This window comes from Trinickia sp. (assembly GCF_051953405.1).
Classification (GTDB): Bacteria; Pseudomonadota; Gammaproteobacteria; order Burkholderiales; family Burkholderiaceae; genus Trinickia.
Window position 1 is genome coordinate 81,263 of record NZ_JBQCIV010000125.1, and the last position, 19,061, is coordinate 100,323.

Annotated in this window: 13 protein-coding genes and 1 pseudogene; 3 read left to right on the top strand and 11 right to left on the bottom strand. The window is 62.6% G+C overall.

The window, feature by feature from the left end; genetic code table 11:
• Nucleotides 1-2: 2 nt before the first annotated feature.
• The 5 genes from ACTHN9_RS22125 to ACTHN9_RS22145 form a co-directional block, all read right to left on the bottom strand.
• Nucleotides 3-1,610, bottom strand: a complete 1,608-nt coding sequence (locus ACTHN9_RS22125) for a methyl-accepting chemotaxis protein (protein WP_440538918.1) — start codon at nucleotides 1,608-1,610, stop codon at nucleotides 3-5.
• Between the two features lie 105 nt (nucleotides 1,611-1,715).
• The gene (locus tag ACTHN9_RS22130) at nucleotides 1,716-3,143 is read right to left on the bottom strand and encodes an aspartate ammonia-lyase (protein WP_440538919.1); all 1,428 of its coding nucleotides are present in this window, start codon (nucleotides 3,141-3,143) and stop codon (nucleotides 1,716-1,718) included.
• Nucleotides 3,144-3,149: 6 nt separating this feature from the next.
• Nucleotides 3,150-4,676: an amino acid racemase gene (locus tag ACTHN9_RS22135; protein ID WP_440539048.1), complete on the bottom strand. Its 1,527-nt coding sequence runs from the start codon at nucleotides 4,674-4,676 to the stop codon at nucleotides 3,150-3,152.
• An 8-nt stretch (nucleotides 4,677-4,684) separates the two neighbouring features.
• A complete protein-coding gene (locus ACTHN9_RS22140; protein WP_440538920.1) occupies nucleotides 4,685-5,965 on the bottom strand; it encodes a dicarboxylate/amino acid:cation symporter in 1,281 nt (426 codons plus the stop codon).
• A gap of 214 nt (nucleotides 5,966-6,179) precedes the next feature.
• Complete coding sequence (locus ACTHN9_RS22145; protein ID WP_440538921.1) at nucleotides 6,180-6,698, bottom strand: metal-dependent hydrolase; 519 nt, start codon at nucleotides 6,696-6,698, stop codon at nucleotides 6,180-6,182.
• Nucleotides 6,699-6,860: 162 nt separating this feature from the next.
• On the opposite strand from ACTHN9_RS22145, the gene ACTHN9_RS22150 reads away from it, so the two are divergent.
• Nucleotides 6,861-8,816, top strand: a complete 1,956-nt coding sequence (locus ACTHN9_RS22150) for a putative bifunctional diguanylate cyclase/phosphodiesterase (protein ID WP_440538922.1) — start codon at nucleotides 6,861-6,863, stop codon at nucleotides 8,814-8,816.
• On the opposite strand, the gene mdtD is transcribed toward ACTHN9_RS22150, so the two are convergent.
• On the bottom strand, nucleotides 8,787-10,211 hold the full coding sequence (gene mdtD, locus ACTHN9_RS22155) for a multidrug transporter subunit MdtD (RefSeq protein ID WP_440538923.1): 1,425 nt from the start codon (nucleotides 10,209-10,211) through the stop codon (nucleotides 8,787-8,789). The genes ACTHN9_RS22150 and mdtD overlap by 30 nt on opposite strands.
• 149 nt (nucleotides 10,212-10,360) lie before the next feature.
• Between mdtD and ACTHN9_RS22160 the strand changes: the two genes are divergently transcribed.
• The gene (locus ACTHN9_RS22160; RefSeq protein ID WP_440538924.1) at nucleotides 10,361-11,221 is read left to right on the top strand and encodes a LysR family transcriptional regulator; all 861 of its coding nucleotides are present in this window, start codon (nucleotides 10,361-10,363) and stop codon (nucleotides 11,219-11,221) included.
• Between the two features lie 106 nt (nucleotides 11,222-11,327).
• On the opposite strand, the gene ACTHN9_RS22165 is transcribed toward ACTHN9_RS22160, so the two are convergent.
• Both ACTHN9_RS22165 and ACTHN9_RS22170 read right to left on the bottom strand, forming a co-directional pair.
• Nucleotides 11,328-11,690, bottom strand: a complete 363-nt coding sequence (locus tag ACTHN9_RS22165; protein WP_440538925.1) for a type II toxin-antitoxin system PemK/MazF family toxin — start codon at nucleotides 11,688-11,690, stop codon at nucleotides 11,328-11,330.
• Nucleotides 11,690-11,944, bottom strand: coding sequence for an AbrB/MazE/SpoVT family DNA-binding domain-containing protein (locus tag ACTHN9_RS22170; protein WP_440538926.1), 255 nt, complete (start codon nucleotides 11,942-11,944; stop codon nucleotides 11,690-11,692). Before ACTHN9_RS22170 ends, ACTHN9_RS22165 begins: the two co-directional genes overlap by 1 nt.
• Before the next feature lie 335 nt (nucleotides 11,945-12,279).
• Between ACTHN9_RS22170 and ACTHN9_RS22175 the strand changes: the two are divergent.
• Nucleotides 12,280-12,522, top strand: a pseudogene (locus tag ACTHN9_RS22175) (LysR family transcriptional regulator); the annotation flags it as partial.
• Nucleotides 12,523-12,609: 87 nt separating this feature from the next.
• Here the strand turns inward: ACTHN9_RS22175 and ACTHN9_RS22180 are convergent.
• From ACTHN9_RS22180 to ACTHN9_RS22190, 3 genes are all read right to left on the bottom strand, one after another.
• Nucleotides 12,610-13,260, bottom strand: a complete 651-nt coding sequence (locus ACTHN9_RS22180; protein ID WP_440538927.1) for a hypothetical protein — start codon at nucleotides 13,258-13,260, stop codon at nucleotides 12,610-12,612.
• Nucleotides 13,261-13,774: 514 nt separating this feature from the next.
• Nucleotides 13,775-14,887: a type VI secretion system protein TssA gene (gene tssA, locus ACTHN9_RS22185; protein ID WP_440538928.1), complete on the bottom strand. Its 1,113-nt coding sequence runs from the start codon at nucleotides 14,885-14,887 to the stop codon at nucleotides 13,775-13,777.
• Nucleotides 14,884-19,041 (bottom strand): type VI secretion protein IcmF/TssM N-terminal domain-containing protein, encoded by a 4,158-nt coding sequence (locus ACTHN9_RS22190; protein WP_440538929.1) that lies wholly within the window; start codon nucleotides 19,039-19,041, stop codon nucleotides 14,884-14,886. Before ACTHN9_RS22190 ends, tssA begins: the two co-directional genes overlap by 4 nt.
• Between the last annotated feature and the right edge of the window lie 20 nt (nucleotides 19,042-19,061).

A 19,061-nucleotide genomic window follows, 5' to 3' on the forward strand; every position in this document is an offset into this window, starting at 1 on the left:
CGTCAAGTCGCGGCGCCGACAGGCAGCCGATGCGGCACTGTCGAGCCGGGGATGACTTCGCCTGGCACGCTCCCCATCTCGAAGCGTGCGACGGCCTCGGTGAGTTGGCGGGCTTGTCCGAGCAGCAACGCAGCGGACGCAGCCGCCTGTTCGACCATCGCCGCATTTTGCTGCGTCGTACGATCCATCTGGGCAACGGCCGCATTGATCTGCTCGATGCCGGCGCTTTGCTCCCGCGACGAGGTACTGATATCGGCCATCATGTTGGCGACACGTGAAATCGACATCGAAACACTATGCATGGCATCGCCCGCGCGCGCAACTAGCTCCGACCCACCTTCGATCTGCAAATTCGATTCGCCGATAAGCGCGTTGATCTCCTTCGCCGATTGCGCACTGCGTTGAGCGAGCGCACGCACCTCGGCGGCCACTACCGCGAAACCACGGCCCTGCTCGCCCGCGCGCGCAGCCTCGACGGCCGCATTGAGCGCCAATATATTCGTTTGAAACGCAATGCCGTCGATCACCGATAGAATCTGCGAGATCCGCTCCGCGCTCAGCGCGATGCCGCGCATCTTGTCGACCACGCCCTTCACGACTTGCGCCGCTTCCTGAGTCGCACGGAGCGCCGACTCGGACAAACGATTGGCCTCCTGAGTCTGCTCGGCACTTTGGCGAACCGTCGCCGTCAATTCGTCCATGTTCGATGCCGTCTGCTCGAGCGCGGCGGCTTGGCTTTCGGTTCGGGCCGATAGCGCCGCGTTGCCGCCAGCGATTGCCTCGGCGCCGGCATGAATCGAATCGGCCGCATCGTGCACGGTCAAGACGGTGCGCGCGACGCTCGTCTGCATGTTCGATAGCGCGTCGAACACGTTGGCGATCTCGGCCATGCCGCGCGCGGGGATAGGCCCGGCCAAGTTTCCGCGCGCGATCCGCTCGAAGTGGTGTCGTGCTTCGTCGAGCGGTGCGACAACCGCTCGCCTGGCGGTGAGATAGACCGCGGCCGTGCCCGCGAGCAGCACCGCAAGGATAGCGAGACTCACGCCGCGAAACCACAAAAGCCTTTCATCGATCGAATCGAGCGATAAGCGGCCTTGCTCATCGGCATATTGGACGAACGCCCGTTGCCGGGCCAGATAGACATCCTGGAACGACTGGGTCGGTTGGTTCAAATAGGCATCGACCTGATTCGCATCGAGATCTTGCGATAGCTCGACAAGCGCTCCGTGAAGCTTCCGGTAACTGTCGGCGAGCGCTGCCGCAAGCTGACGGTGCGGCTCGCGCGTCTTGGACGCATCGGAAAAGAGCGCAAACGATCGATCGGCCAACGCCAGTTGATCGCGCGCGTGCTCCACGATAGCGAGCGGTTCTGCGCCGCCGCGTACCATCCGAGTCGCGGCGCGCGCCAAGTTGATGCGCGCATCCATCAATTGCCGGGTGGCTGTGTCCACGGCGTTGACCTGCGCCAGCGCCACGTTCGCCAGTGCAGTCACATCGCGATGCGATCGAGCGAGCGCCCAAAAACCGATCCCGCCCGTTACCAGTTGCAATAGACAAAAGGCCGCTAAAACCGCTAGCAGTCCCGAAGCGAGCTTGACCTTGCGGAACATGAGAGCCACCGAAAAGCCGAACGAGTCGGCGCAAGAAGGAAACGACGTTCGACGCAGGCCGCGCGGCGCCTCACCGAACGCTGCGCGCGCACGGCCGCGCCGGCGCTAAGCCCCAACGGCGTCGCCGACGCGCACGGAAGGCAGAAACGGGCGCGTCAGCTTTTCGGGCTGAAGAACCGTCAGCAACTGTGTTTCGTCGAGCAACGCACGTTCGAGCACGATCGCGCGCACGCCGCGGCCCGTGGCAAGGGCTTCTTGCGCGACCGATACCGCGTTGGCATAGCCGATATACGGATTGAGCGCCGTCACAATACCCACCGCGCCTTCTACGATCCCCTGCAGCCGCCCACGGTTAGCCGAAATTCCCGCGATGCAGCGCGCGTTCAACACACGGCAGCCACCGATTAAATGGCGAATACTCTTATGTAGGCTATAAGCGATGATCGGCTCGAATGCGTTGAGCTGCAATTGCCCCGCCTCCGCCGCCATCGTGATCGTCATATCGTTGCCGATCACTTCGAAGGCAATCTGATTCACGACTTCCGGTATCACGGGATTCACTTTGCCCGGCATAATGCTCGAACCGGCTTGCATCGGCGGCAAGTTGATCTCACCGAGGCCTGCCTGCGGGCCGCTCGACAGCAAGCGCAAATCGTTACAGATTTTGGAAAGCCTGACGGCGGTCCGCTTGAGCGCCCCCGAAACATGCAGAAACGTACCCACGTCCTGCGTCGCTTCGATTAAATTGGGAGAGGTCGTCAGCGCGATACCCGTCAACAGCCGGAGGTGGCGGCATACGGTCGAGGCGTAATCGGGATGCGTGTTGATTCCCGTGCCGATCGCCGTCGCGCCGAGGTTGATCGCACAAAGCGAGCGCGACGCTTCGAGTAACGCCCTGCGGTCCTCGGCAATCGTTTCGGCGTAGGCACCGAACTCCTGCCCGAGCGTCATCGGCACCGCATCTTGCAATTGCGTGCGGCCCATTTTCAACACATCCGCGAATTCGCGGGCCTTTTCGTCGAACGCCGCTTCGAGTTCGGCCATCGTGCCGATGAGTTCCATCAACTCTTGGTAGCCGGCGAGACGCAAAGCCGTTGGGTAGACATCGTTCGTGCTTTGGCTCAGATTGACGTCATCGTTCGGATGCAAGTATCGATAGTCTCCGCGCGTCCGTCCGAGGAACGCCAAGCCGAGATTGGCGATCACCTCGTTGGCGTTCATGTTCGTCGACGTACCCGCGCCGCCTTGGATCACGTCGACCACAAAGTGCTCGTGCGCCTCTCCGCCCGCGATTCGCAGGCAGGCATCGACGATCGCGTCGGCCTTGCTCGCATCGAGCAGTCCAAGCTCCTTGTTCGCCAGCGCCGCGGCGTGTTTCACCCGGGCCAGCGCTCCGATCAACGCCGGACACCGCGAGATGGGCGTGCCGGTAATCGGGAAATTTTCGACGGCGCGCAACGTGTGCACGCCGTAGAGGACGTGATCGGGCACAGCGCGGTCCCCAAGCAAATCGTGTTCGATACGTTCTGCCATGTTGTCTCAAAGGTTCGTGAATAGTTCGGTTGTTTCGGATGTTTCGGGCGTCTCGCGCGCTCCGCACCCGCCAGCGAGGGCGAGTTCGCCGCGCGCGTAGGCGACGCACCGTTTCGCAAGAATCTCCGTGGGATCGGCGAGCCATGCGACTCTCCCACTGCCGCTCACGCGCTGCCCTTGCGGCAACAACAGCGGAAGTTCGGTGCAGCCGAGCACGATCACTTGGCACCCACGCTCCATCAGCGCATCGCAAGCCGCGACGATATCGTCCATGCATTCGCCGCTCGAATAGCCAGCCTTAACCCCTCTGGGCCCATAGATCGCTCGCATGACACGCGCTTGCAATCGCGGCGACGGTGTCACCTGCTCCAGTCCCGCCGCGGTCAACGACCGCTCGTACACACCGCTTGCGATCGTGCCGGTCGTAGCGAGCAATCCGACTTCGCGCAGCGTCGGAAACGTCTCGCGCAAATAGTCGACCGTTACCGTCAACATGTTGACGATCGGTACCTTCAGATACGGCTGAATCCGCTCGACGAATGCGTGCGCGGTATTGCAGGGAATCGCGATGATGTCCGCATCGCCCTCCTCGAGTCGCTTGCAGGTGGCGTAAAGCGAAACCGTCGGGTCCGCCCCGTGACCGACGAGGTTTTCGGTGCGATCGGGGATCTGCGGGTTCTGCTCGACCAGCACCTTGATATGGTCCTGATCGCGTAGCGCAGGCGTATTGCGGACCACCTTCTGCATGAAATCGACGGTAGCGGCGGGGCCTACGCCGCCCACCACGCCGACCTTGAAGGTACGCATCGGAGCCGCGTATTGCCCGTTCGCCACGTATTGCGCATAGGCCAGGTTCGAATCGACGAGCGGCGCCTGAAGCGGGCCGAGACGATCCGCCACCGTCCCGAGTTCGCTCAGCCCCGTCAGCAGCAAGCCGGCGCCTTGGTCGATCAAATCCGCACACGCCTCGCGCAGCAGATCGATGGGGCGGCCCTCCCAGTTGCCGGCTCCGATGCTCTGCGGGCCGTAGACTGCCCGCGTCACCGCGTTCGCGTGTTCGCCTTCGCCGATCCGCGGATACAAGATCTCGAACTCCGGGGCCGCAAAATACCGCTCGAACAGGCCGCTGCCCGCCACGAAATCCGACGTCAATACGCCAATGCGCCGAACGCCAGGGAATCGATCGCGTACATGCGCACGCAACCCATCGACCCTATCGACGATCTCGATCGTCGCGTTCTCCCGCAATTCGTCGAGGTACAGATGGCTCGCGAAACTGGGAAGGACGACCGTCGTCACGCCACGCTTCTCGAATGCGCGGATCGTATCGTAGAGATGCAGCTTATAGTGCGGGCTTCCTACCGCGTCGTCGGCGCTGCGCTTCATCGGACGTTGTTCGTACGACACGTCGATAGGCTCGCGCCTATCCGCCGACTGCGACACGGACGCTTTGATCAGTTTCAACAAGACATCGGCACCGCCAAGCCCATCGAGCCCTCCGACGACACCGAACGAGCGATTGACCGCAAGCATGTCGACACTCACTGCGCTTCGCCTTGCAAGGATTCGAACGATGCTTTGTGCACGAGCCGGCTAGCGCGCGCCGTTTCCCACTTCGCGATCACGGCGGTGGCGACGCTGTTACCGATCACATTCGTCATCGTGCGGCCCATATCGAGAATCTGGTCGATGGCGAGCACGAGGGCCACGCCCGCCACCGGAAGGTGAAACATCGGCGCGACGGCAGCCACGACAACGACAGACCCACGCGGCACGCTCGCCATGCCTTTGCTGCTCAACATCAGCACGAGCAGCATGAGGATTTGCTGCGAAAGCGGCATGTCCACGCCGAACGCCTGCGCAATGAAAATGGCCGCAAACGACTGATACATCATCGAACCGTCGAGGTTAAACGCGTAGCCAAGCGGCAAGGTAAAGCCCACCACCTTCTTGTCGACGCCGAACGCTTCGAGCTGTTCGGTCAGGCGCGGGTAAGCCGCCTCGCTGCTCGCCGTGGAAAACGCGAGCAACGCGGGTTCGCGCACGGCCTTCAGCAGCACGCCGGTGCGTTTGCCCAAGAACGCGTAACCCACGCCGATCAAGACGGCCCACAGCAGGACGAGCCCGAGGTAGAACTCGCCGATCAGCTTGCCGTATGTCACGAGCACATCCAGGCCCCGGATCGTCACCACCGATGCGAGCGCGCCGAATACGCCGATCGGCGCAGCGCGCATGACGTAGTTCGTCAGGCGCAACATCACCGGCACCATGCCGTCGATCGCATCCACCACGATCTTCACTCGCGAATCCGATTTGAGCGCCGACAGCGCGACACCGAAGAACACGGAGAACGCGAGGATCTGAAGAATATCGTTGCGGGCCATCGCATCGACGAGGCTCGTGGGGAATGCGTGCGTCAGAATGTTCTTCACCGTCAGCCCGCCTGTGTCGAGCCCGGCCGTGGCATCGGCCGCCGTCGAAACCAAGTGGAGCCCGGCGCCGGGTTGGAGCAGGTTCGCAAGTGCGAGACCGAGGGTAAGCGAAACAAGCGAAGCGCAGAAGAACCAACCGATCGTGCGCGAACCGATCCGTCCCGCCGCGGACGCGCTTTCCATCCCGGCCAGGCCCGACACGAGCGTGCAGAAAACGAGCGGCGAAATGATCATCTTGATCAGACGCAGGAAGATATCCGTCACGATCGAAAAGTAGCCGGCGATCGTTTTGGCGGATGCCGCGTCGGCCGCCTGCACATGACAGAGGTACCCGACAATAACGCCGAGGATCATCCCGGCCAAAATGGAATAGGTCAGACGGTTTTTCACGGCGGTCTCCAGCATCGCGATCGTTGAACATTGGCTTGGTGCCTCGCCGGCTTTGCGTGTCGCGGCGAGCAAGCGTGATGCGATGGTAGGGCGCTGAAAAACCGAGTTGATGCGATCGCTGCATTCGCCCATGCGGGCCGCGCATAACGATCGGAGAGCCTTGCGGGTGGGCTTCGTGGGGGATGTCGGCGTCGCGTCGCTCGCGCCCTGCTCGTCAGCGGGCGACCGCCCGCACCCAATGCACCAACACCCCCACCCTAGGTTCCCACAGCGACCGAGCAACCCATCCGGCGCCCACCCACGCCAGCGCCACCACGAGCAAATCGCATCGTCCGCTCTTCCACAAATTCAGCGAATGCCGTTTCCAAATCCACGGCACGCCGAGCGGATTGGGCCAATCGGCGAGTAGATGCATGAGGCCGCCGCAGGCAAAGCCGAATAGTGCCGGGGTGTACGGACGCGCATGATGAAGCGCTCCATAAGCAAAAACGAGCGCCGCGACCCAGGCCAGCCCCCAATGGGTAACGGTGCGATGCGTGATCCAAAGCCGCCTCGCGCGGCTCCACCATGCCACCTCCATCCAATCGGGGGCTGTCCCTCCCGCGACGCCGGCCACGAATGCCGTTAGGCTGCCGAGGTGCCACGGCCCGCCCGCGCCCGCCTGGGCCACGAGCGCGGCCGCGATCAAGCCCGCCGCCCAACCGGTGGCGTGGTGCGCACTATTCGATGCCATACGCTAGTTCGAATGCAAAAAATCGAGGGACAGTATTGTCGCAGAACGCGCACGCCCCATCGCACGTCGATCCTTTAGAAATCGCGAAATGTGCCGTAAACAAGAGCGAAAGCGTTTCGCTGAAGCGGATCCGCATCGAATCCAATCGAATCTCCCTTCGCAATGCGACTGATCAGACAATACGGGCGTAGCGACGCAACGAACATTGCGCTCCTGCGCAGCCAGTTCGAAGCGTTCTCGCGGCAACTGCCGCTGCTTTACTTCACGTTGATGATCAACAGCATCGCCGTGGCGTTCACGCACGTCGATAGCGCCCCGCCTCTGCTGACCAAGATCATTCCGTTCGTGCTCTGCGCGGCCTGCACGCTGCGGCTCTACGTGTGGTCGCGCCGGCGCTCGCTACTGCGCACGCTCAGCGACGATCAGGTCGCCGTGCGCATGAGAAACACCGTCGCCCTAGTCGCGCTGTTCGGCGTCACCTTTACGATCTGGGGTTTGAGCCTGTACCGGTACGGCGGTCCCTACCAGCAGGTACACGTCGCGTTCTACATGTCGATCAGCGTGATCGCGTGCATCTTTTGCCTGATGCACGTGCGCATCGCCGCACTGCTGCTCACCGCCATCGTTCTCGGTCCGTTCGTCGTGTTCTTTGCGTTGACCGGTAACGCCGTGCTAGTCGCGATTGCGATGAACGTGGTGCTCGTCGCGATCGCCATGATCCAGGTGTTGCTCGCCTACTCGCGCGACTTCTCCGATCTGGTCAACGCGAAAAAGGTACTGGAAGACAAGCAGCAACAGTTGCTCGCGCTGAACAGCGAAAATCAGCGCCTGGCGAACATCGACAGTCTCACGGGGCTGCCGAACCGCCGTCATTTTCTCGGCCGCCTACGCAAACATTTCGCGCACGACGGTTCGGACGAAAAGCGGTTCGCCGTCGGCATCGTCGATCTGGATGGTTTTAAACAGGTGAACGACTTGCACGGTCACCGCGCGGGCGACAGCTTGCTCGAAGAGGTCGGACGTCGGCTGGCCGATTTTGCCAACGACGAATTGCAGATCGCGCGCCTCGGTGGGGACGAGTTCGGATTGCTGTTCGGGCGCGTGACAGCCAACGAAGAACTCATCGCAATCAGCACAGCCGTTTGCGACGCGCTGCGCAAACCGTACGCGCTCGCACAAGCGACCGTGCGCATTTCCGCCACGGTCGGCATTGCGCTATTCCCAGAAGCCGGCCGCACCGCCGAACAATTGTTCGAGCGCGCCGATTACGCGCTCTATCACGCCAAGGCCAACCGACGCGGGCAAGCGACACTCTTCTCCGAGCAACACGAAAGCACGATCCGCCAGCACGGCCGCATCGAGCAAGCCTTGCGACAAGCCGATCTCGTGCAAGAGATGACGCTGCATTTTCAGCCGATTCTCAACTTCGCGACGGGCGAAATCGTCTCATACGAATCGCTCGCTCGTTGGCACAGTCCCACGTTGGGACCGATCCCGCCCGACACGTTCATTCGTATCGCGGAACGCAGCGACCTGATCCACGAATTGACGTCGGTGTTACTGCGTAAGGCGCTCTCGTTCATGGAAAGCAGCGATTCGCCGATCGGCGTCTCGTTCAACCTATCGGCGCGCGACCTCGCCTCGCCCGAAGCTGTCGAGTGCATTCGCCAAACCGTCCTGCGAAGCAATGTCGACCCTACCCGGCTCACGTTCGAAGTGACTGAAACAGCGGTGATCGAGGATTTCGCGAAAGGCCGCGCGGCGCTGTCGCAATTGAGCGCGCTCGGCGCGAAGATCGCGCTCGACGACTTCGGCACGGGCTATTCCAGCCTGCACTGCATCCATCAATTGCCGCTCAATAGCGTCAAGGTCGATCGCACGTTCGTCGGCAACATCGAGCGCGATACGTTCGCGCAGGGGATCGTGCGCAGCATCGTCGAACTGTGCCGCAACCTCGAACTCAGGTGCGTGATCGAAGGCGTGGAAACCGAACGTCAAGCCGCCGTGCTCGCGGAGCTAGGCTGCACCTTGATGCAGGGCTATTACTTCGGCAAGCCCGCCGCCATGGAGGCGGAGAGGATGCAGCCTCTAGCGGCCGCTGCTGCGTGCGGCTTCTAAAGGGATCGTCGTGCTAGCCGGCTGACCGGCCGATACGACCATAGGTGTTTCCTCGATCCGCCGGAAGATCAGCGCGGCCACGAGCGTGATGACGCCTACGCAGACGAAGCTCATGCGGAAACCGAAGATGGCGGAGCCCGATTGATCGGCGAACACCTTCACCAGCGCACCGCCGATCGATACGCCCAATCCCATCGCCAGCATTTGCACCATCGAAAAGAGACTGTTGCCGCCGCCCGCATCTTCGTGCGACAGGCCTTTCAAGGTCACGCTATTCATTGCGGCGAACTGCATCGAATTCGCCGCACCGAAAATCGCCAAGACGACGATCGCCAAGACCGTGGGCGTGGCCGGCGAGATCAGCGAAAATGCCACGATCGACGCGCCGACGATCAGCGTGTTGACCAATAAGAACGTGTCGTAGCCATAGCGGCGGATCAACGGCGCGATCCAGCGCTTGGCCACCGCACCCGAGAGCGCGGCCGGCAACATCATCAAACCCGAATGCAAGGGCGTATAGCCGAGTTCGAGTTGCAGCAGCAGCGGGACGAGAAACGGCACGGCGCTCGATCCGATCCGGCAGACGAGATTGCCTATCAGGCCCACGCTGAAGTTCGGTTCGCCGAATAGCGCGAGCTTGAAGAGCGGATTACTGCGGCGGCGCGCATGGGGCACGTAGGCTAGCGCCGCAACGAGCCCGAACACGAACAGAGCGAGCGACCATGCGGCGCGATGCGAGGAGGTCGGCGCGTCGACGGCGAGCGAGAACGCAATCATGCACAGCGAGAGCAGCGCGCAACCGGCCAGGTCGAACCGCGGCGCGCCATTGCCGGAAGCCAACGGCAAATAACGGTACACCGCGATCATCCCCACTACGCCGATCGGCACGTTGATCAAGAAGATCCAATGCCAGGAGACGGCTTCGACGAACCAGCCGCCGAGCGTCGGGCCTACGATCGGGCCAACCTGGCCCGCGACGGAAATCAGCGCGAGCGCCGCCACGTATTGCTCGCTGCTGACGGCGCGTAACACGGCGAGCCGGCCGACCGGCAACAGCATCGATCCGCCGATGCCCTGCACCACGCGCGCGACGACCAGCTGCCCGAGCGTATGCGCGCCGGCGCAGCACAGCGAACCCAACACGAAAATCAAAATGGCGGAAAAGTAGACGCGACGGGTGCCGAAGCGGTCGGCAAGCCAGCCCGAAGCGGGCGTCAGCGTCGCCATCGTGAGCGTATAGGCCACGATGGCCCACTGCATCGCCAGCGGCCGAACACCGAGGCTATGCGCAATCGACGGCAGCGCGGTATTGACGATGGTCGTATCGAGCGCCTGCATAAAAAATCCCGTGGCGACGATCCACAACAGCGCGGTATGGCTTGAATCCTTGTTCATGATGAGTCTCTCGAGTGCGTCGGTGCCGTTCGAAAGCCGGCAGTACAACGCAATCCGTGAAAACCCAATCATGATATTGGAATCGGTTTCAATCGAAAACCCCACTAACGGCGTTGACTGTTATCGGTGTTGGCGATAACAATCGCCTCATGCTCAATCCTGTCTGGTTGAAATCGTTCGCCGCCGTCGCGGCCTGCCATAGCTTTACGGAAGCGGCGCGGCAGCTCGGTCTGACTCAATCGAGCGTCAGCGAACATGTCCGTCGCCTTGAAGAGGCCGTCGGCAGGCGGCTGTTCGTGCGCGACACGCACTCGCTGGCGATGACGGTCGATGGCGAGGCGATGCTCGCCCATGCGGGCGTGATCCTGCAGGCGCTCAATCGTGCCGAATCGCAATTCCGAGGGCCCCGGCTAAAGGGCCGTGTTCGTTTGGGGTCGTCCGACGATATCGCGCTCGGTCCGCTGCCGACCGTGCTGGCTGCGTTTCGCGACGCGCATCCCGATGTCGAGCTAGAAATCGTCATCGGCATGACGGGGCGGCTTTACGAATTGCTCGATGCTGGGTCGATCGATTTGATGATCGGTAAGCGAAAGCTTGGGGATAAGCGCGGTGTGCCTTTGTTTACGGGGCGGCTCGAATGGATCGCGCGAACGGGTACGCTCGTCGATCTCGAGCAGCCGTTGCCGTTGATTCTGGTTGCCGAGCCCAGCGTCACGCGCGCGGTCGTGCTCGATGCGCTCGCTGAAACGGGTTTTCGCTGGCAGGTGGTGTGTACGAGCAGTAGCCACTCGGGTTGTATCGCGGCGGCGCGCGCGGGGTTGGGGATTACCGTTCGCGCGCAATATTTGTCCGGGCGCGGGCTGTCGCAGCCCGTGAATGCGGCGAGTTTGCCCGCGCTGCCCGATATCGAATTCATCGCGCTGGCGGCCAAGCGGCTCAGCCGGCCGGCGGAAACGCTTTTGCAGTTGCTGAATGAAAGCGATTTGCGAGGGGCTTGGGTGGGGGAGTGAGGGGGTGGGCGGCATCTTTCGTGGGTGCCCCATTTGACGAAAGCGCCGACTAAGCTCTTCCAGTGGAACGCCGGCGCATGCAACGACCTCATTGATCAGCGTTTCCCTAGTCGCCGATTGCGATGATTTGGTTCAACTGCTCACACGCAGCCGCGAACACATCGTCAGGTGCGCGCTTCCACGGATGCGCCTTTGCGTTACGCGCACGCCAGTCGAATGACTTGGGTTGATGTCCAAGCACGTAGCTGGTGACGTTTTTGGGCCCCTTGAACTTGATCGCAAATGGGTTAGTGTCGTTGTATTGGGCCGTCGTCATCGGCAGTCCAATGACGATACCCGTGCGCTGATTGAAGAGCTTCGGCGACAGCACCAGCATCGGGTGCAGATCCTTCATCTCACGGCCGACCTGCGGGTTGCAATCAATCCAGATAATGTCGCGCCGATCGGGCACCCACGAAGCGCCCGCCATCAGAAAACCTCCGCGCCGATATGCCCTGTTGCCATCGCCTCACCGCCGTGGATGGCCGGATCGAATTTCGCCAGTTTCTCCGCGAGTGTGAGCTTTCGCGGGCCAACCGGCTTCACCGTCACGCCAACCTCATCGGTTGTTACTTCGACCTCTTGCCCAACCTCAAAGTGAGCCGAGCGAGCAACGGCAGCCGGGATACGGACCGCCAGGCTGTTCCCCCACTGCTGGATCGTAAGCGTTGCCGTCTTTGCCATGATGCAACCTCCATTAACGTATAAACAAGTATAGACAACTTCCTCCGAAGTTTCAACATGTTTATACATTGACCATCGATGCGTCAACTACGCCCAATGGCTAACCTCCGTCGCCTCATCGCCGCAGACCGCATTCGCCGCTGCAACCACGCTCCGCCGGCCCGCCGAAACGCCCAGCCCCTACGGCTCAACCCCCAACATCGCCATATACCGCCCCAAATCCCCTTCCTGACTAACGATATCCCCCATCAGCTCCGGCTGCGGCATGCGTCCCCAGCCAACCGCACGGGCCAACAAATAAGGCGTCGGACTATGACGCTCATGCTCGGTCAGCGGTTTGTACGGGCAGTAGTCACTCGGGTTGTATCGCGGCGGCGCGCACCGGCCTCGGGGTTACCGTTCGCGCGCACTATTTGTCCGGGCGCGGACTGTCGCAGCCGGTGAATGCGGCGAGTCTGCCGGCGCTGCCCGATGTCGAATTCATCGCTCCGGCGGCGAAGCGGCTCAGTCGTCCGGCGGAAATGCTCTTACAGTTGCTGGGTGAGAGCGACCTGCGGGGGTCTTGGGTGGGGGAGTGAGGGGGGCAATCCGACGAATGCGCCACGCGGGACTAACGGCGATCAGCGCACCCGTTGCAGCGGTTTAAAATATGTCCGTGTTGGCGGTCAGAGCTGCCTGGCATTACTCCGAAACTCTCTCTCTATTTTGTGATATTCCTCCAACCACTCTTCATTGAGGCGCAGCTCGCGAATAATCCTGCGAAACTCCTCTGTTAGCTCAACTGACGGCGGTTTCAACAAGCCCACGGCGTGGGACTCCATGTGTTCGCTAAGATCGATACCTTCCGCATTGGCATACTCGATGTACGGTCTGTCCCGAGTCACTCTTATCAGAGAACCTAATCGTGTGTCGAGTAAAGGCGCAGTGGCAGTCCAGCTAGTCGGGCCACTTGTTCGAAGGAGGATCTGGCTCGTCTGTTCGCCTGAACCGACCACAGTGCACCACCCGGACACCCAGTCGTCTACCGCAACCTCAGGGTCTTGCCGAGCATGGCGTAACTGGAGTGCGTTCGAGATATCTTGGTTAATGTGCACGGTTGTACCGTGCCAGATCGTGTTGAATGAGGGATAGGCAAAGGAAGTGGCGCCCCCCTCCAAAGCGACCCGCCATTGGGGAGGTGGTTGATGGGAGAAGACCTGCACCAGCGGTTCGGCGAACTCGCTCACTACGGCCACGATCGATTCGGGTTTGCGGAACAATCCTTTTTTAGCGCCTGCGAGAGACGCCCCCAACGTACCCCGCTGCTGAACGCCCATGGGCCAGATCGTATCGGATAGTTGAAGCGGCCCCGTTACGGGTTCCATCTTCGACGCTACGTCAGTCGCTATCGTTGCAGCATTGATTACGCTCTGGTGTATCGGCGAATACTTTTTCCAAGTACCGTTACCGATTGTTCTATAGTCGGCGCCGTGTTGCGCCTCGAAATGTATCTTTAATCTCGCAGCCGATTCCGCGGACGCTCTGAGGAGCTTGGACTTCTGAGCTTCAACCTTTTCGGCGGTGCTGCTCGATACGGAAGAAGCAATCGCCGGTCTCGCCGCGGTCGTATGCGACCATCGAGTCGCCGTTGCGACAGGCAGTCCCGGTCGCACAATGGGCGTCGGCAAAACGGTTGGGTGCAGAGCACCTCGTGCCGTCCGTGCGGCCCCCCCCAGCGCCCTTTCGAGGGCTTCTCTCGTCACACCCATTGTGATCCCCTAACTTTTTGGAATTAGATCCATCATTCGGCTCGACAACCACCCTCTCCCACCGATCGGAACGCCCCGCCCCCTACGGCTCCACCCCCAACATCGCCATATACCGCCCCAAATCGCCTTCCTGACTCACGATATCCCGCATCAGCTCGGGCAGCGGCATGCGCCCCCAGCTAACGGCACGCGCCAGCAAATAAGGCGTCGGGCTATGCGGCTCGTGCTCGGCCAAATATCGCGCGACATCCTCGATCAACCGATACGCATGCGCCCGATCGACGATATGGTCGCGTGTAATAGGTAGTGCTCGCGGTTGCATATCGACCTCCAAATGCGCATCGTCGCTTCCAGCCACTCGAATCTCCTCCCCTTCCGCTTCAGGCGACGCCGCAGCCACCGTCTCGTCCAGCGCATGATCGCCACGCAACGCACGCGCCGCGCGCTGCAGTTCGCCTAACGTCGTGACAACGCGCGTAAAGCTAGGCGCATCGTCGCCCAACCGCTGATCCAAGCGGCGCGATAGCTCCTCGATAGCGGCCAACACCGTGCCGGCGGTTCGCTCCAGTTGCCGCAGCAAAGCCAGATTCGATCCCTGTGCAGCCTCGCGATCCAGCATTTCGCGCGGCAAGTGCGTGGCGGGCGCGTCGTCGTCCTGCAACGAAGCCGCCACGACACGCTGCCAATCGTCGAGATTGATGAAGCCCGGTTCGACCGACAAGCCGATCAACGGCACGTGCAGTTTCAGCACGATCTCGAGCCGGCGGCCGATCCAGTGAAGCGGCGCCGCGCGGGCGTCCGTCTCTTGCCCGTCGATCTTCGGGTAGGCATGATCCCAGAATCGATCGACGAACTCGTTCAGCAACTGCACCCCGGCCATCAGCCCCTCGAGCCGATACAGCCGAGTCCACGCTTCGCACAGCCACACGGCCAAATGGAAGTCCTTGCTCCGCGTGCGAAGCGCATCCGCACTCATGGATGCGACCGCACGCCAGTCGGCCTTCACGAGCGGCCGCTCCCATTCGCCCATCGGCAGCGAGGGGTCGTCCTCGTGTTGCGCATCGCGGATCTGTTGCCAAATGGGATCCGTACGCAACGACACGCCAATGCCGTCTCCGTCCGGCAACGGACTCAGCAGCGGCTGCAGATCGACGGCAAAACTCAACTCGGCTTCGATCAGATCAGAGGGATTCACGATGCACTCCAGATCGGGGCATGAGTAGGAAAGCTGCTCGGCCACGCAAGCGGCATCTTCTTGCCGCCCGGGGTCAGTCGCACTCGCACGAACACGCGGCCGCGCGGATACTTCGAGACCAGCGCCGCATCGGCCACATTGGTCGTCTCTAGCGGAAACTCGAATTTCAACAGCGAGCCGCCCGCGCTCGCACGCACGGTCGTATCGGCCACACGTTGTTCGGCGACGAACGAAAGCAGCGCCCACGGATCGGCGAATTGCCAAGTCAGCGTGCTGCCGTCCGTCACGAAATTGCGCTGCGCCGGATCGTTCTTTGCGGCCAACGGCGAATTCTTCGCAAAGCGCAGCACGAGCGAAACGGGCATGCCGTACTCCCAATGCAGCGAATGCGGCGCGTCTTGCATCGACAGGCTATGCTCGCCGATCCGCACGGTCCAATCGATCAATTGATTGCCGGCCACCTCGGCCGTGCGGTCGGCACGAAAATCGACATTGACGTCGTAGCCCGCCGTCGTGCCGTCGGCCCCCGGATAGAGCGGCGACAGCAATGCATCGACCGGATCGAATTGCTCGACGAATTGCCGCACGGCATCCGCACGTATCGCCCGCGCGCCGGCACCGCTGCCCGCCGATCGAAGTGCGGAAGCCACCTGTTCGTAGCGCTTGAGCGCCACGCCCAGTTCGCCGTAGTCGGCCGGCGTACCCTGCGCATCGTTCAGTTTGACGGGCCGCAACGGTCCGCCGAACGGCCGGCGCCAAGCCACGCTTTGATTGAACATTTGCGCGAAGCCGTCCCATTCGCCGCGAAGCGTATCCGCCAAACCGGAGCCGCAGCGCGACAGCAAGCTGTCGTACAAGCGCATGTGCACCGTCGTGAAGTAGTCGCCGCCGACACCGGCCGGGCGTGCAGGGAAGCGGTCGACACAGTCGCCGGCGTTCGGATCGGCCGCCACCGTCTGCAAGAACTGCTCGAGCATCAGCAGGCTGCTGTTCGGGTTCTTGAGCTGATATCGGTCGAGATCGGTGACGATCGCTTGCCAACGCTGAGCGAGCGGCGAGTTGGCATCGGCAGCGTCGAGCGCCGATAGGTACGTCTTCGCTTGCTTGCCGAGTTCGAGCGCGCGCAGCGACTGCTGTTGGAGATAGACGTTGAGCGCGGCCGGATCGTTGACGCCGAACGCGGCGAGAACGGGCTTGACGTTACTGGAGCCACCGGTCGCACGCGTGGCGTACAGATCCGATTGCGCGAGCGCGTTGTCGACGAGGCGAAGATGTTGCATGGCGTCGCTCGACACGAGCGTATCGAGATCGGCTGCCTGCGCATTCGCGCCCATTTCCACGAGCGCTGCCCGGATCTTCACCAGCCGGGTGCGGGCCGCATCGAACGCCGCGTTGCCCGTGTCGCCATCGGCCGGCGACACGGCCTCCGCCGACGCGACTTGATCGAGCACGAGCCGCGCGAACTGCGCGTCGAGCGCCTGCTGGACGGCGGGACGCACTGCGTCGGGCAGCGTCGTCAGGCCATCGGCAAGGTAGTGTTTGCGTTCGTCGCCCAGCGCGACGGCTTGGTCGAGCTGCGTTCGATCCCACGTCACGGTCGAACCGTCCGGCACCGACGGCAACGGCAGATGGCGCGGCGCCACCATGAACGGTTGCGACAAGAGCTTCGCCAGGCCATCGCGCAACGCGAGCCGCGCGGGCGACACGACGTAGCGCGCATCCTTGTCGACCCAGAGTACGCCACCGTCGGGGCCGCCGAAGCGTTGCGCCATTTCCGCCACGAACGTTTGGAACGCAGTGCTGGACCGCTCGCGCGAGCGCGCGACGATATCCGCCCCGAGCAAGCGGTTGCCCGCCGCGCGCACGAACGTGCGCTCCCATACGGGCCCCGGATTGAACTGCGCCTGGTGCATCCAACCCGCCTTGCCCGCGGCCAGTAGGCTTTGCTGGGTGTCGATGCCGGAGACGATCGCTCGATAGCTCGTACTCGTCTGGGCGAAATCGCCGAGCCCGATGCTGCCGACCGACAACGCGTCGATTTGCCCGGTCACCGTGCGCTCCGCGGCGAGCAGCGGGTTCGACGTGAACATTTGTGCGTCGAGCTGCTGTGCGCCTTTGTCGAACGTACAACGCACGGCCTGCTGGATCACCGGTACGTTCAATCCGCCGGTGCGGTCCGCCGCATAGGCATCGCCGCGGCGCGAAGCATCGCGATAGAAGTAACGCAGGCTGCCGGCTACGTTGCCTTGAAGCTCGGTGCCGAAGGCATAACGCACCACGAGCCGCAGCGCCTCTTCATTACCCGTCGAGGGCTGCTGCAAGCGCTGCATCGCGGCGAGCGCCGCATCGAGTTGATCGACTGCGCCCACGTAGCGCTGCATGGCATGCATCGCGGGCAAATCGTCGACGGCCAAGCTGCTCACGACCGACGCGTCGCCGTCCAATGCGGGGGCCGCGCAATCGTCGCCGACAATCAGTTGTCCCGTGCTCGGATCGTTCGCCACGCCGGTCATCCGGCTCACGTGCGCGAGCATCTCGCGTTCGAGCGCGGTCAGCGCGATCTCGCCGAACTCGCGTTCGAAGCGCGCCCGCACGCGCTCGTCCAGATCGTCGACGATGCTCCACGAGCCGGGCATAAAGACGGTCCAGAACGTGCCGATATGCTCGCCGTTCAAGCCGATCAGCGAGAGCGTCTTACGACGATACCAATCCGACGGTAACGATTCGCCGCCGCGCGCAGCCGCATCGCGCTCCTGCGAATCGGCATGCAACTCGTTCAACGCGGCGACGAGCCGCGGATTGCGATGGCTCAGCGCGATGGTGGCGCCCGCAAGGCCGATCGTCCAACCGCCCAGCAAGACAATGCCGCCCCAGCGCACCGCCCGGTGCAGCATGGGCCGAGACAGATGCTGAGAGCGCGACGGCCGCGTCAATCCGTATTCGAGGAAAATCTTTTTCTCGAACAGATCGCGCAGGAATGCCGGCTGCAGCATGAGGTCGTTCAACGCGCCGCTGCCCTCCCGCGCGCCGTCTTCGGCCGAATCCGCGCCGGGCTCCGGCGCGAAGCGAGGCTCGGCCCGCTCGCCGTAGGGATCGAAAGCGTCGGGCGATTCCGGCATTGCCGCGTCGCCTGCTTCGCGAGCGCGGCGGCTTTGCTCGCGCTGCGCGAACTCGCCGCTGTCGCCCGTGAGATAGATCCCGCGGAAGAAAAACGGCTCGTGATAGGCGCTAGGCCGCATCAATTCGTCGACATAGAGCTGCAACTGCGCACGCATCGCATCGACGCGTGCAGGCAACAACAGACATCCCTGAACGTCGATCATCCCCGTGTCGAGCGTGAACAGTTCCGCGCTCGCATCCGACACGGCGCGCTCGATGCTGCCCATGGCCGTATCGACCCAGGTCGACTGGTAGGTCGTCGACAGATCGAACGGCGAGGACCAGCCGAGCATGCTCGCGCGCAGCGGTTCGGGGAGCGCCCGCGCGAATGCGGCGAATCCGGACAGCGCTTCGCAGCCCGTCACGACCACGTACACGGCGAATCGCATCGCGAAGCGATTTTGCGCGAGCCACAGCCGACGGTGCGCAAGCTTCGCATGGCGCTCGAGTTCGAGGCGCGCGTCGGGATGATCGGCCAGCAGCATCGACGCCGGCACCGTCACTACCACCGAATCGAACGGCCGCTGCGGCCGGTAGTTGCGGCACAGGCTCAGAAATTCGTCCCAAGGCTTTTCCTGGCTGTCGTCGTCGGGCGAGCCGAGGTAAGCGGCTTTGATATCGATGGCGATGCCGCGATCGAAGAAGTTCCACGAGATGCCCTGGATCGCGGCCGGGTTGGCCGCTTCCGAACTCAAGACGCTCGCCACGCCCGCTTGCGCGATCGGCAACGGCCGCGGGTCGTCCCCTTCATTGAGGACGATGACCCACGGCACGTTGTAGCGCTCGCTGCGCGAGGCGATGTTGCCTTCGATCAGCTCGACGGCTTGGCGAAATGCGTTGCGTAGCGAATCGGTGCGCAACCGGACGATCTTGCGCTCGGCGGCCGGCTTGTTCTGCGCGCTCTGCGCCGCGATCCAAAGCACCGCGCCAAGCACGATCAATACGACGGCGATCAGCACGGCGACCGACAGCAGAAACAGGTTGCTCGTCAACATGGCGTCACCCCGGCAACGGC